General features: G+C 66.0%; 17 protein-coding genes and 1 pseudogene. 16 read left to right on the top strand and 2 right to left on the bottom strand.

The features are described from left to right. The first annotated feature begins 8 nt into the window (after positions 1–8). Complete coding sequence (locus O3139_RS09405; protein WP_269513813.1) at positions 9–332, top strand: hypothetical protein; 324 nt, start codon at positions 9–11, stop codon at positions 330–332. A gap of 6 nt (positions 333–338) precedes the next feature. Here the strand turns inward: O3139_RS09405 and O3139_RS09400 are convergent, their stop codons facing one another. Next, the gene (locus O3139_RS09400; RefSeq protein WP_269513812.1) at positions 339–989 is read right to left on the bottom strand and encodes an alpha/beta hydrolase; all 651 of its coding nucleotides are present in this window, start codon (positions 987–989) and stop codon (positions 339–341) included. Positions 990–1,145: 156 nt separating this feature from the next. On the opposite strand from O3139_RS09400, the gene O3139_RS09395 reads away from it, so the two are divergent. The 15 genes and pseudogenes from O3139_RS09395 (at position 1,146) to O3139_RS09325 (ending at position 12,165) form a co-directional block, all read left to right on the top strand. Then, positions 1,146–1,625 (top strand): Rrf2 family transcriptional regulator, encoded by a 480-nt coding sequence (locus O3139_RS09395; protein WP_269513811.1) that lies wholly within the window; start codon positions 1,146–1,148, stop codon positions 1,623–1,625. Continuing rightward, on the top strand, positions 1,622–2,761 hold the full coding sequence (locus O3139_RS09390; protein WP_269513810.1) for a cysteine desulfurase family protein: 1,140 nt from the start codon (positions 1,622–1,624) through the stop codon (positions 2,759–2,761). Before O3139_RS09395 ends, O3139_RS09390 begins: the two co-directional genes overlap by 4 nt. 3 nt (positions 2,762–2,764) lie before the next feature. Further along, the gene (sufB, locus tag O3139_RS09385) at positions 2,765–4,231 is read left to right on the top strand and encodes a Fe-S cluster assembly protein SufB (protein ID WP_269513809.1); all 1,467 of its coding nucleotides are present in this window, start codon (positions 2,765–2,767) and stop codon (positions 4,229–4,231) included. A gap of 364 nt (positions 4,232–4,595) precedes the next feature. After that, a pseudogene (gene sufC / locus O3139_RS09380) lies at positions 4,596–4,730 on the top strand (Fe-S cluster assembly ATPase SufC); the annotation flags it as partial. A gap of 20 nt (positions 4,731–4,750) precedes the next feature. Further along, positions 4,751–5,215, top strand: coding sequence for a ribbon-helix-helix protein, CopG family (locus O3139_RS09375; protein ID WP_269513807.1), 465 nt, complete (start codon positions 4,751–4,753; stop codon positions 5,213–5,215). Beyond that, on the top strand, positions 5,212–5,514 hold the full coding sequence (locus tag O3139_RS09370) for a type II toxin-antitoxin system RelE/ParE family toxin (protein ID WP_269513806.1): 303 nt from the start codon (positions 5,212–5,214) through the stop codon (positions 5,512–5,514). Before O3139_RS09375 ends, O3139_RS09370 begins: the two co-directional genes overlap by 4 nt. A gap of 5 nt (positions 5,515–5,519) precedes the next feature. Beyond that, positions 5,520–6,269 carry a Fe-S cluster assembly ATPase SufC gene (sufC, locus tag O3139_RS09365; protein WP_269513804.1) on the top strand — a complete coding sequence of 250 codons (750 nt, stop codon included), beginning with the start codon at positions 5,520–5,522 and terminating at the stop codon, positions 6,267–6,269. Continuing rightward, positions 6,266–7,282 carry a Fe-S cluster assembly protein SufD gene (gene sufD / locus O3139_RS09360; RefSeq protein ID WP_269513803.1) on the top strand — a complete coding sequence of 339 codons (1,017 nt, stop codon included), beginning with the start codon at positions 6,266–6,268 and terminating at the stop codon, positions 7,280–7,282. The genes sufC (O3139_RS09365) and sufD overlap by 4 nt, the downstream gene beginning before the upstream one ends. Then, the gene (locus O3139_RS09355; RefSeq protein WP_269513801.1) at positions 7,261–8,499 is read left to right on the top strand and encodes an aminotransferase class V-fold PLP-dependent enzyme; all 1,239 of its coding nucleotides are present in this window, start codon (positions 7,261–7,263) and stop codon (positions 8,497–8,499) included. Before sufD ends, O3139_RS09355 begins: the two co-directional genes overlap by 22 nt. A gap of 5 nt (positions 8,500–8,504) precedes the next feature. After that, on the top strand, positions 8,505–8,894 hold the full coding sequence (locus tag O3139_RS09350) for an SUF system Fe-S cluster assembly protein (RefSeq protein ID WP_269513800.1): 390 nt from the start codon (positions 8,505–8,507) through the stop codon (positions 8,892–8,894). After that, the gene (locus O3139_RS09345) at positions 8,894–9,313 is read left to right on the top strand and encodes a HesB/IscA family protein (protein WP_269513799.1); all 420 of its coding nucleotides are present in this window, start codon (positions 8,894–8,896) and stop codon (positions 9,311–9,313) included. Before O3139_RS09350 ends, O3139_RS09345 begins: the two co-directional genes overlap by 1 nt. Continuing rightward, the gene (locus O3139_RS09340; protein ID WP_269513798.1) at positions 9,314–10,309 is read left to right on the top strand and encodes a methionine ABC transporter ATP-binding protein; all 996 of its coding nucleotides are present in this window, start codon (positions 9,314–9,316) and stop codon (positions 10,307–10,309) included. After that, the gene (locus O3139_RS09335) at positions 10,309–10,971 is read left to right on the top strand and encodes a methionine ABC transporter permease (protein WP_269513797.1); all 663 of its coding nucleotides are present in this window, start codon (positions 10,309–10,311) and stop codon (positions 10,969–10,971) included. The genes O3139_RS09340 and O3139_RS09335 overlap by 1 nt, the downstream gene beginning before the upstream one ends. Before the next feature lie 13 nt (positions 10,972–10,984). Continuing rightward, a complete protein-coding gene (locus O3139_RS09330) occupies positions 10,985–11,788 on the top strand; it encodes a MetQ/NlpA family ABC transporter substrate-binding protein (RefSeq protein WP_269513796.1) in 804 nt (267 codons plus the stop codon). Between the two features lie 2 nt (positions 11,789–11,790). Beyond that, a complete protein-coding gene (locus O3139_RS09325) occupies positions 11,791–12,165 on the top strand; it encodes a TfoX/Sxy family protein (RefSeq protein WP_269513795.1) in 375 nt (124 codons plus the stop codon). On the opposite strand, the gene O3139_RS09320 is transcribed toward O3139_RS09325, so the two are convergent. Next, positions 12,162–12,947: a lysophospholipid acyltransferase family protein gene (locus O3139_RS09320; protein ID WP_269513794.1), complete on the bottom strand. Its 786-nt coding sequence runs from the start codon at positions 12,945–12,947 to the stop codon at positions 12,162–12,164. The two genes, O3139_RS09325 and O3139_RS09320, sit on opposite strands and share 4 nt — an antisense overlap. Positions 12,948–12,961: the final 14 nt, after the last annotated feature.

The raw sequence follows: 12,961 nt of genomic DNA, 5'->3' as shown, positions 1-12,961 counted from the left end.
AGACCGCCATGTCAGCCGCAATCCTGTTCATGCTCGCCGCAACGGCGGACGTGACGCCGCCTGTCCGGGCCGAGATCTGTCATGCCCAGATCATGGTCATGATCGAGGACGTCATGAGCCAGACCGGTCGGGTCGCCGGGCCGTCCTGGTTCGTCAGGGACTGGTGGGCCCGTCGGCTCACTGATGCGCAGAGCGACGCCTCACGACAGGCGGAGGTCCGCGCCATCGTCCGATCCTTCAGGATTGCAGATCCTGAAGGCTCGGATGCCGAGCGCAAAGCCTGTGTCGATGAGGCGATCGAAGCCGGTGCCGTTCCGGGCCGGAACGGCTGACACGCCTCAAGCCGGCTCGGCCTCCAGCCGCTTGTCCAGATACAGGCCCACGCGGCGCTCGACGGCGCCGATATGGTCCTGCCAGAAGTGGCTGGCGCCGTCCTCCAGCTCGTAATCGATGACGATGCCCTTCTGGGTGCGGAGCTTGTTGACGACCCGCTCGACCTCGACCGGCGGCACGATGGTGTCGGCCGTGCCGTGCAGAAACAGGCCGGATGCCGGGCAGGGGGCCAGGAAGCTGAAGTCGTACATGTTCGACGGTGGCGAGACCGAGATGAAGCCGTCCGTCTCGGGCCGGCGCATCAGCAGCTGCATGCCGATATAGGCCCCGAACTGATAGCCGGCGACCCAGGTCTGGGTGGCGGCCGGGTTGTTGGACTGCAGCCAGTCCAGGGCGGTGGCCGCGTCGGCCAGCTCGCCGATGCCAGAGTCGAACTCGCCCTGTGACTTGCCGACGCCGCGCGAATTGTAGCGGAGGGTGGCGAAGCCGCGCTGCTGGAACAGCTGGTGCAGGGTCACGGTGACGGGGTTGTTCATATGCCCGCCCGCCTTGGGATGCGGGTGCAGGATCAGGGCGATCGGTGCATTGGCGCGCTTGCCGGGGGAATAGCGGCCTTCGATACGACCGGAGGCGCCGGGCAGGATGACTTCAGGCATGGGGCTCTGGAATCCGTTCAACTGTCATTTCGGGCCGCCGGAATACTTGACCACGGGGGTAGGACATTCTAGGTCCATCCCTGCGTTCGGCCGCCTCGCGAAGCGGCGGGTCATAGCACAAGACCCCGGAAATGCGCGCGATTTTTGAGGACGACGATGCGACTGTCGACCAAGGGACGATACGCCGTGATGGCGATGGCCGATCTGGCGCGTAATGGCCAGGGCGAGGGTGTCGATGGCCGGGCCGTGTCCCTGGCAGAAATTGCCACCCGTCAAGAAATTTCATTGAGTTATCTGGAGCAGCTGTTTGCCCGACTGAGGAAAAGCGGACTGGTGCGCAGCGTGCGCGGGCCGGGCGGCGGCTATCGACTGGCCAAGGCGGCGGGCGAGACGGTCGTGTCGGAAATCGTGCTGGCCGTCGACGAGCCGATCCGGGCGACCCGGTGTTCGGCCCATTCCTCGCCGCGCGGGTGCATGATGGCCGGGGAACGCTGCATCACCCACAATCTGTGGGAGGATCTGGGCGACGAGATCCATCGCTATCTGGCCAGCGTATCGCTGGAAGACGTCATCATGAACCGGACGGGGTCGCGGCGGTCCGCGGCGGCCGGTGCCGACATGGGCGTGGCGGCGTGACCGGCGTCTATCTGGACTACAACGCCTCGGCCCTGGTGCGGCCCGAGGTTCAGGCGGCGATGGTCGAGGCCCTGGCTGACAACGGCAATCCGTCGGCCGTGCACGCTGCCGGACGGCGGGCTCGGGCGCGGGTCGAGACGGCAAGAGCCCGGTTGGCCAATCTGGTCGGGGCGGATGCGCAATCGGTGATCTTCTCGTCCGGCGGCACGGAATCGAATGCCCAGGCGATCGCCAGCGCCCTGGCGGCCGGGTTCGATCGACTGATCGTCTGCGCGTCGGAGCATCCGTGCGTGGCGGAGGCGGCCATGGCCTCGGGCAAGCCGGTCAAGGTGCTGCCGGTCGACAGCCAGGGCGTGATCGATCTCGGCAAATTGTCGGAACTGCTACGCGGCCCGGGCAAGCCGGTCGTGGCGATCCACCATGCCAATAACGAAAGCGGCGTGATCGAGCCGATCCGCGAGGCCGCGATCCTGGTGCGCGAGGCGGGCGGCTGGCTGCACGTCGATGCGATCCAGTCGGCGGGCAAGATCCCCGTCTCCATGGGAGCGCTTAAGCCCGACACCCTGACCCTGTCGGCGCACAAGCTGGGCGGGCCGCAGGGTGTGGGCGCCCTGGTTCTGGGCGACGGCCGGTCGGCGGTGTCGATCGTGCGCGGCGCCGGGCAGGAGCGGGGCCTGAGGGCAGGGACCGAGAATGTGCCGGGCATCCACGGCTTCGGTGTCGCAGCCGATTGCGCGGCGCGCGACCTGCCGCTGGCCGAGGCGCACAGGGCCTGGCGCGATGCGGCGGAAGCGGCCGTCGAGGCGGCGGGGGCGACCATCATTGGCAAGGGCGCGCCGAGGCTACCCAATACCCTGTTCCTGTCGGTCGCCGACTGGGACAGCCCGCAGGCCCTGATCGTGCTGGACCTCGACGGCATCATGGTCTCGGCCGGCAGCGCCTGTTCCTCCGGCAAGACCAAACCCAGCCGGACGATCGTGGCCATGGGGCGGATGGACCTGGCGACCGGGGGCGTGCGCGTCTCGGGCGGATGGGGAACGACGCAAGACGATTGGTCACGCTTCGCCGAGGCGTGGACCAGGGCCTATAAAGCACATCGCGGGCGTCAATCCGCCCGCGTGAAGGAAACCGCCTAAGCCATGGCCGCCGTTCAGGAAACCATCGACGCCGTTGCCGCGCTGGAGAAGTACGAGCACGGCTTCACCTCGGACATCGAGACCGAATATGCTCCGCGCGGACTGAACGCCGACATCGTCCGCTTCATCAGCGAGAAGAAGGGCGAGCCGGAGTGGATGCTGGAATGGCGCCTGGCCGCCTACGAGCGCTGGCTGGCGATGGAAGAGCCGACCTGGGCCTCGGTGAAATACGAGCCGGTCGATTACCAGTCGCTGTTCTACTATGCCGCGCCAAAGAAGAAGGACGGGCCGAAGTCGCTGGACGAGGTCGATCCCGAGATTCTGGAAATCTACAAGAAACTGGGCATTCCGCTCAGCGAACAGGCGGTGCTGGCGGGTGTCGAGGGTGCACCCCGCTATGCGGTGGATGCCGTGTTCGACAGCGTCAGCGTGGTCACCACCTTCAAGGCCGAACTGGCCAAGGTCGGCGTCATTTTCATGCCGATTTCCGAGGCTTTGCGGGAATATCCGGATCTGGTGCGGCAATATCTGGGATCGGTCGTGCCGGTCTCGGACAACTATTTTGCGGCACTGAATTCAGCCGTCTTTTCCGATGGTTCGTTCGTCTACATCCCGCCGGGCGTGAAATGCCCGATGGAGCTGTCGACCTATTTCCGCATCAACGCCAGCCAGACCGGCCAGTTCGAACGCACCCTGATCATCGCCGACAAGGGCAGCTACGTCAGCTACCTTGAGGGCTGCACGGCCCCGATGCGGGATGAGAACCAGCTGCATGCAGCCGTGGTCGAGCTGGTCGCCCTGGACGACGCCGAGATCAAATATTCGACGGTCCAGAACTGGTACCCCGGCGACGCGGAAGGCCGGGGCGGCATCTACAACTTCGTCACCAAGCGGGCCGACTGCCGGGGCGACCGGTCGAAGGTGTCATGGACCCAGGTCGAGACCGGTTCGGCCGTGACCTGGAAATATCCGTCCTGCGTCCTGCGCGGCGAGGAGAGCTCGGGCGAATTCTATTCGATCGCCATCACCAACGGACATCAGCAGGCCGACACCGGCACCAAGATGATCCATCTGGGCAGGAATTCGAAAAGCCGGATCATCGCCAAGGCGGTCTCGGCGGGGAAGTCGGACTCGACCTATCGCGGTCTGGTCTCGGTCCACCCGAAGGCGACGGGGGTGCGCAACTTCACCCAGTGCGACAGCCTGTTGATCGGCGGCGACTGTGGCTCCCACACCGTGCCCTACATCGAGGCCCGCAACGGCTCGGCCCAGCTGGAGCATGAGGCGACGACGACGCGCCTGTCCGACGACCAGCTGTTCTACGCCCAGCAGCGCGGGCTGAGCCAGGAGGAGGCGGTGGCCCTGCTGGTCAACGGCTTCGTTCGCGACGTGATGCAGAAACTGCCGATGGAGTTCGCCGTCGAGGCGCAGAAGCTGGTGGCGATCAGTCTGGAAGGGAGTGTGGGGTGAACGCTCGATCCCGGAAGGGCGGCGCTCAAGCCTGGTATCCGGGATCCGCGATCCTCGGCTTGGTCGATTCGATCAGATTGGCGCCGCGCGTGCTCGCTCATCCAGAGTGGCGCGCACCGGACAACGATGAACGAGCCTGGATTTCAACGCATCCCCGACTTTCGCGGTTGGGAGATAGCGCGACGGCAGTGGCAGATCGCCGGGGTGGGGCTTGGCTGATCCTCGAAAGCGATTGGTACGGTTTTCTCGATGGTCCCCGCTGGCGGCTTGTCTCGGTACAGAGCGGCGGCCGGGTTCGCTCAGTAATCGGTTTCACCAAACTTCCGCGGGCTTGGCGCCTGCTTCTTACGCCTTCGGACTTCTGATGCTCTCCATCTCCAACCTCCACGTCTCCGTCGGCGACAAGCGGATCCTCAAGGGGCTGACGCTCGATGATCCGGCGGGCGAGGTGCACGCCATCATGGGGCCAAACGGGGCGGGAGCCTTGGCGATGTGCTATGCTGGCGCGAGGAGGTCATCATGACGGCTTTGCCAAAAATGCGCGAGATCACGATTGAGGTCGAAGACGATCTCGCCGAGCGGTTCCAACGCGCGGCCGATGATCGTGGCATACCGCTGAGTGAGCTCATTATCGGCTTTGCGGACTGGAGCCTGCACGAGCAGGAGTCGATGACCGCCGAGCCGTTCACGCCCCAGCAGGTCGCCGAGATCGAGGAGAGTCTGGCTCAAATCGACCGGGGTGAGACGTTCACTAGCGAAGAGGTCTTCGCGCAGTTGAAGGAGCGGTTCCCTGATGAGACAGGCCGCCAGATCGTTGAACGGGCGCTGGAATCCTACGGCGAGCTGATGACCTATGTCGCCGATATGCCTGCCCTGCACGAGGACTGGGACATCCAGGTCGCCAAGGGGCTGGCCGCGATGGAGAATGGCCACACGTCACCCCAGCACGAAGTGTTTGCGCGCTGGCAGGCGAAATACGGGTGAGGCTGGTCGAATGGACAGTGCCTGCCGAGCAGTCTGCCGACCGCTTTCTCGATATGCTGCTGGAGATCAATCCGGCTGCGGCCAAGCGAGCTCGCGAGGAGATTCAGGGCGCGACGCGGCGGTTCATGTGGATGCCCACACCCGGACGTATTTCACAGCGCTGGCCCGGATGCCGTGAACTCAGCCTGCTGCGCTGGAACAAGATCATCGTCTTCAAAATCATGCCCGACTGCCTGTTCGTTCTCGCCTTCCTCGACGCTCGCCAAGATCTCGACGCCATCGACCTGACCGAAAAATGAAACCCATGCTTTCCATCTCAAACCTCCACGTTTCCGTCGGCGACAAGCCCATCCTCAAGGGCCTGACGCTCGATGTTCCGGCGGGCGAGGTGCACGCCATCATGGGACCGAACGGGGCGGGCAAGTCGACGCTGGGCTATGCCCTGTCGGGACGGCCCGGATACGAGGCCGTCGAGGGATCGGTCGACTGGAACGGCGAGAGCCTGCTTGACCTCGACCCGGCGGCGCGGGCGGCGAGGGGCGTCTTCCTGTCGTTCCAGTATCCGATCGAGATCCCGGGCGTTCCGGCCCTGACCTTCGTGCGCACGGCGCTGAACGCCCAGAAGCGGGCGCGGGGCGAGGAGGAGGTCTCGGCCCCCGCCTTCCTGAAACAGGTCAAGGCGGCGTCGGCGGCGCTGAAGATGGATTTCGAGATGCTGAAGCGGCCGCTGAACGTCGGCTTCTCCGGCGGCGAGAAGAAGCGGATGGAGATCCTGCAGATGGCCCTGCTGGAGCCGTCGCTGCTGATCCTGGACGAGACCGATTCCGGCCTCGACATCGACGCCCTGCGGATCGTGTCGGAGGGGGTCAATGCCCTGCGCTCGCCCGACCGCGCCATGTTGGTGATCACCCATTATCAGCGGCTGCTGGACTACATCAAACCCGACCGGGTCCATGTGCTGGCCGCCGGCCGGATCGTGGCCTCGGGCGGACCGGAACTGGCGCTGCAGCTGGAGGCGGAAGGGTACGACAAATACCTGCCGCAGGCGGCGTGAGTACCGCCGTCGATCTGCGCGATCCGTCGACCTTCCCGTCGCGGCGGGTCGAGGCGTGGAAATACACCGACCTGGCCCGGGTGCTGCGCGAGACACCGTCGCCGTCGCCAGGCGCCGAGATCGCGCCCGGCGGGCCGTTCGCGGCGCTTGGCGGCGAGGAGATCGCCTTCGCCAATGGCCGCGCGGTCGGGGCCGATGCCTTCGTCGCCTCGGGCGAGCAGACGTTGCGGTTGCGGTTCGTGTCGGACGCGACGGGGACGGGTCACAGCGCCTCCGTCCGGATCGCGGTCAAGCCGGGGGCGCGGCTGACCCTGCTGGAAAGTTATGAAGGCACTGGCGCAGGATATGTCGCCAACTATCGGATTGATTGCGATGTTCCGGCCGGTGCCGAGGTCACGCGCGTTGTGGTGGTCGACGAGCCTGCCGATGCCATTTCGGTCGCCGTGACCCGGGTGAAGACGGCCCCCGGCGCGGTCTATCGCCAGACCACCATCACCGGGGGTGCCAGGCTGCAACGGCAAGAGACGCACCTGAGCCACGGCGGTGAGGGGACGGAGATCACCCTGGACGGCCTCTATGCCCTGTCCGGTGAGCGGCATGCCGACCTGACCAGCGTCGTGCGTCACAACGGCCCGAATGGCGTCACCTCGCAGCTGACCAAGGGCGTGGTGCGCGATACGGCGCGCGGCGTGTTCCAGGGCAAGATCGTGGTCGAGCGCGGGGCCGACGGCACCGATGCGCGGATGGGCCACCACGCCCTGATCCTGGGCGAGCGGGCCGAGGTGGACGCCAAGCCCGAGTTGGAAATCTATGCCGACGACGTGCAGTGCGCGCATGGCAACACCGTCGGCAATCTGGACGAAAGCGCCCTGTTCTACATGCAGCAGCGCGGTATCCCGGCGGACGAGGCACGGGCGCTTCTGACCCAGGCCTTCCTGTTCGAGGTCGTCGACCGCATCGCGCACGAGGGCGCGAGAGAGGTGGTGAGGTCATGGCTGACGGCGCGACTCTGACCCGCTTCGACCCCTATGCCGCCCGGGCGCAGTTCCCGATCCTGTCGCGGACAGTGAACGGAAAGCCGCTGGTCTATCTTGACTCGGCCGCCTCGGCGCAGAAGCCGCGCGCGGTGATCGAGGCCCTGACCGCGGCGATGGAAGGTTCCTATTCCAACGTCCACCGCGGCCTGCACACCCTGGCCAATGAGACGACCGAGGCGTTCGAACAGGCGAGGGAAATCGTCGCCCGCTTTCTGAACGCCGAAAGCCCCGACCAGATCGTCTGGACCAAGGGCGGGACCGAGGCCTTCAATCTGGTCGCGGCGGGCCTGGCGCAGAGCCTGAACCCCGGCGATGAGATCATCACGACCCAGATGGAGCACCATGCCAACATCGTGCCCTGGTCGATGCTGCGCGATCGGCTGGGGGTCGTGCTGAAATGGGCCCCGGTGCTGGACGACGGGTCGCTGGACCTGGACGGGCTTTCTGCGCTGATCGGACCGAAGACGAAACTGGTCGCCGTGACCCATATGTCGAATGTGCTGGGCACGGTGAACGACGTCCGCGCCATCGCCGATCTGGCCCATGCGGCCGGGGCGCTGGTGCTGGTCGACGGGTGTCAGGGGGCCGTGCATTGCAGCCCGGATGTCCAGGCGCTGGACTGCGACTTCTACGTCTTCACCGGCCACAAGCTGTACGGCCCGACCGGCATCGGCGGCCTGTACGGCAAGCGGGCCGCGCTGGAGGCCCTGCCGCCGTATCAGGGCGGGGGCGAGATGATCGCGACCGTGACCGAGGATGCGGTGACCTATGCCACCATCCCGCACCGGTTCGAGGCCGGCACCCCACCGATCCTCGAGGTCATCGGACTGGGGGTCGCGCTGGAGTGGTTCATGGCCTTCGACCGCCTGGCCGTGGCGGCGCATGAGCGGGCGCTGTACGACCATGTCGTCGCGCGGCTGTCGGGCCTGAACTGGCTGCGGATCATCGGCGAAGCGCCGGGCAAGGGGGCGATCCTGACCTTTACGGTCGAGGGTGCCCATGCCCACGACGTGGCCCAGATCCTGGACCGCTATGGCGTGGCCGTGCGGGCCGGGCTGCATTGTGCCGAGCCTCTGTCACGTCGCTTCGGCATCAGTTCGAGCGCGCGGGCCAGCTTCGCCCTATATAACACCGTGGAAGATGCGGATGCCTTCGTGGACGCGCTGATCAAGGCGCGGGAGTTCTTTGTGTGAGCGAGATGCAAGACCAAGCAATCAGCCAGAGCGAGACCTTCGCCGAGACCTGGGCGGAACCGCAGGCGGCCGCCCTGCCGCAGGCCGAGCTGGACAGGCTGACCGAGGACCTGATCGCGGCGCTGAAGACGGTGTTCGATCCGGAAATCCCGGTCGATGTCTATGAGCTGGGCCTGATCTACAAGGTCGATCTTTCGGACGACAAGGACGTGCTGATCGACATGACCCTGACCGCACCCGGCTGTCCGGTGGCGGGCGAGATGCCGGGCTGGATCGAGGATGCGGTGATGAAGGTCGAGGGCATCAAATCGGCTCGCGCCAACCTGGTGTTCGAACCGCCGTGGGATCCCTCCAAGATGAGCGACGAGGCCAAGCTGGCCTTGAACATGTTCTGATGACCGACTTTGAAACATCGTCATCCTCCGGCTCGACCGGGGGACGTCCCCGCCGCCCGCGCCCCAAGGTCGTGACCCTGACCGAGGCCGCGGCCGGGCGCGTGCGCGAGATCATGGCCAATGCGGAAAAGGCCTATGTCGCCCTGCGGGTCGGGGTGAAGAACGGCGGTTGCGCGGGTCAGGAATACACCTTCGCCTATGCCGAAGAGATCGGTGCGCTGGACGAGGTGGTCGAGGACAAGGGCGTCACCATCCTGATCGACCCCAAGGCGATCCTGTTCCTGATCGGGTCCGAGATCGACTATGAGACGTCGAAACTGTCGTCCAAATTCGTGTTCCGCAACCCGAACCAGACCGACGCCTGCGGGTGCGGCGAGAGCGTCACCATCATCCCCGCGAAAGCCCTCGAGACCGACTGAATGATCCGGCTGGAAGGGGTCACCAGGCGCTATCGAAGCGCTGCGGGCGAACGTGTGGCGCTCGACGCCGTCGATCTGACGGTGGCCAGGGGGCAGGTGTTCGGCGTGGTCGGGCGCTCAGGCGCGGGCAAGTCGACGCTGATCCGCACGATCAACCGGCTGGAGACCCCGGACGCCGGCAAGGTCTTCGTCGGCGATCAGGAGATCACGGCGCTGAAACCGGCCGCCCTGCGGGCGGCGCGTCGGCGAATCGGCATGATCTTCCAGCACTTCAACCTGCTGAACGCGAAGACGATTGAGGAGAACGTCGCCTTTCCGCTGCGGCTCGAAGGTCGTCCGGCGGCCGAGATCGATCACCGGACGGCGGAGCTTCTGGAGCAACTGGGCCTGTCGGAACATGCGAAGAAGCATCCCGCGCAGCTTTCGGGCGGGCAGAAGCAGAGGGTCGGCATCGCCCGGGCCCTGGCCTGCGGTCCCGATGTCCTGCTGTGCGACGAGGCGACGAGCGCGCTGGATCCCGAGACGACCGACGAGATCCTCGGCCTGCTGGACGGGCTGAACCGCGATCTGGGTCTGACCATCGTCCTGATCACCCACCAGATGGAGGTGGTTCGCCGCGTCTGCGATCGGGTGGCGGTGCTGAAGGACGGGCGGGTGGTGGAGGAGGGGGCCACGGCCGATGTCTTTCTGCATCCGAAGTCTCCGGTCACCCGCGCCATGCTGGCCGAAGGCGAGGGAGGCGAGACCTTTGACGCCTCGGTCGTGCCGGCGGGCGGGCGGCTGGCCAGGCTGACGTTCCGGGGTGGCTCGACCTATGAGCCGGAACTGAGCCGTGTCGCGCGGTCGACGGGCGTGGATTATTCGATCCTGTCGGGCCGCATCAGCCGCATCCGGGGCGAACCCTATGGCCAGATGATCGTGGCCTTCACAGGCGGCGACGCCGACGCAGCGGTCGCCCAGCTGACGGCGCGCGGCGTCTCGGTGGAGGCCCCTTGATGGAATTCTTCGCCAATATCGACTGGCCCGAGATCGCGCGGGCGACGCGCGACACCCTTCTGATGCTGTTCGGCGCCATGGCCCTGACGGTCGTGTTCGGCATTCCGCTGGGCGTGCTGCTGTATCTGTCCGGCAAGGGGCGGCTGGCGGCCAATCCGGTGCTGAACGGACTGCTGTCGCTGGTCGTCAACATCCTGCGGTCCGTGCCCTTCATCATCCTGCTGATCGTCATGCTGCCGGTGACGGTGATCCTGGTCGGGACGTCGCTGGGCGTCGCCGGGGCCATCCCGCCACTGGTGGTCGGTGCCGCGCCCTTCTATGCGCGTCTGGTCGAGACCGCGCTGCGTGAGGTCGACAAGGGCGTGGTCGAGGCGACCCAGGCCATGGGCGGCTCGACCTGGCAGATCGTCACCCGCGCCCTTCTGCCGGAGGCCATGCCGGGCATCATCGCCGGAGGCACGGTCACGGCGATCGCCCTGGTCAGCTATACGGCCATGGCGGGTGTGGTCGGGGCGGGCGGCCTGGGCGACCTGGCGATCCGGTTCGGCTATCAGCGGTTCCAGACCGACGTCATGGTGGTGACCGTAGTTCTGCTGTTGCTGCTCGTACAAATTCTGCAGATGATCGGTGACGCCATCGTCGCTAGGGTCTCGCATCGCTGATCGAGAGTTGCCCATGCTGAGACGTACCCTGATCCTGACCGCCGCGGCGCTGGCCCTTGCCGCCTGCGGACAGGGGGCCGAAACGGCGACCGATACGTCCGGGCCCCTGATCGTCGGCGCCACTGCCGTACCGCATGCCGAAATCCTCGAGTTTCTGAAGCCGACCCTTGCGGTTGAAGGATTTCCGATCGAGATCAAGGTCTTCAACGACTATGTTCAGCCGAATACCCAGCTGGCCGAAAAGCGGATCGACGCCAACTACTTCCAGACGAAGCCCTATCTGGACGAGTTCAACGCCGCGCGTGGCGCGAACCTGATCACCATTGCGGGCGTTCACGTGGAGCCCCTGGGTGCCTATTCGCGCAAGCACCGGGCACTGGCGGACCTGCCCGACGGCGCGGATGTGGCCCTGCCGAATGATGCCTCGAACACGGGCCGGTCGCTGCTGCTGCTCCAGTCCGCCGGGCTGATCACCCTGCGCGATCCGACCAATCCGCTGCAGACCGTCCGCGACGTCACAGGCAATCCATGGAATGTCCGCTTTCGCGAGATCGAGGCCGCCACCCTGCCGCGCGTGCTGGACCAGGTCGATCTGGCCGTGATCAACACCAACTATGCCCTGGACGCGGGGCTGAAGCCCAAGACCGATGCCCTGGCGCTGGAGGGCGGTGACAGCCCCTATGTCAACTATCTGGTCGCCCGCCCGGACAACCAGAACGACCCGCGCATCCGGGCTCTGGCGACGGCTCTGCGCAGCCAGGCAGTCAAGGATTTCATCGCGCAGAAGTATGATGGCGCTGTCGTCCCGGCGGCTTGACCGTGGCCTATGACCCCGACTTCGGTGAATGGGTGCGAGAACATTTCGCGGCCCTTCATCCGCTCGTGATCAAACGCATGTTCGGCGGGGCCGGCCTGTATTCGGGTGGTCTGATCTTCGCCTTGCTCGATGACGGTGTCGTGTGGCTGAAGGCCGACGAGACCAATGCGCCGCTGCTGATCAAGGCCGGGTCGCGCCAGTTCACCTATCCGACGAATGACGGGCAGACGATGTCCATGGCCTACTGGTCGCTGCCGGAAAGCGCGATGGACGACCCGGACGAGGCTGTCGCATGGGCCAGGCAGTCGATCGATGCGGCCCTGCGCAAGGCGGCCTCACAGCGACCGCGCAAAGCCAAGGCCAAAGCGAAGGCCTAACTTGCCGCTGCCGCCTTCGCCTGTTTCGCCAGCTCGTCGGGGGTAGGGACGCGAACATTCGGAATGACCGGTCCGCCGCGCGCCTCGGCGATCAGTTCGGCGGTCCGCGCCTCGACGACCGCTTCCAGTCGCTCCAGGAACTCCTCCTTGCCCAGCCCGGTCGGGATCGGGTCGAGGAACTCCAGCGTCGCCGTGCCCGGATGTTTCGCATAGGCCTCCTGCGGCCAGAACAGGCCGAGGTTCGAGGCCAGGGGGACGACCGGCATGTCGAAGTCGCGATACATGTGCCAGACGCCCGAGCGGTAGCGGAACTTCTCGCCGACCTTGGCCAGATTGCCTTCCGGATAGATCAGGATCCTGCGGCCCTCGGCATGGGCTGTGGCCCCGCTCTGCTTCAGCGAATCACGGGCTTCACGGCCGCCGCAGTTGTTGACGACGATGGCCCCCAGCTTCTTCAGCACCGTGCCCAGCAAGGGAAATTTCTCGAGGTGGTCGCCGGTGACGAAGGCCAGGTCGTCGAACTGGTCATAGGTGGCAAAGCCGTCGCCCCAGCTCTGGTGCTTGGAGGCGATGATGAAGGCTCCGGTCGGCAGGCGGTCGCGGCCACGCACCTCGATCCGGATTCCCGCGAAGATTCGCATGGCCTGCACCATGCGGCGGACATAGCGGCGGATGACGAAGGCCGTGGCGTCGCGCCCCGGCGTCAGGGCGGCGAAAGCGGCGGCAAGGCCGTAGCCGATCGAAAGGAGCCAGTAGGCGATGTTGAAGGCGAAACTGCGCATGTCTTGGGATGAAC

Origin of the sequence: Brevundimonas subvibrioides, from assembly GCF_027271155.1 — a bacterium.
In the GTDB taxonomy this organism is placed as follows: domain Bacteria; phylum Pseudomonadota; class Alphaproteobacteria; order Caulobacterales; family Caulobacteraceae; genus Brevundimonas; species Brevundimonas subvibrioides_D.
Note: the sequence above shows the minus strand (reverse complement) of the source record. Positions and strands in the feature narration are given on the sequence as shown.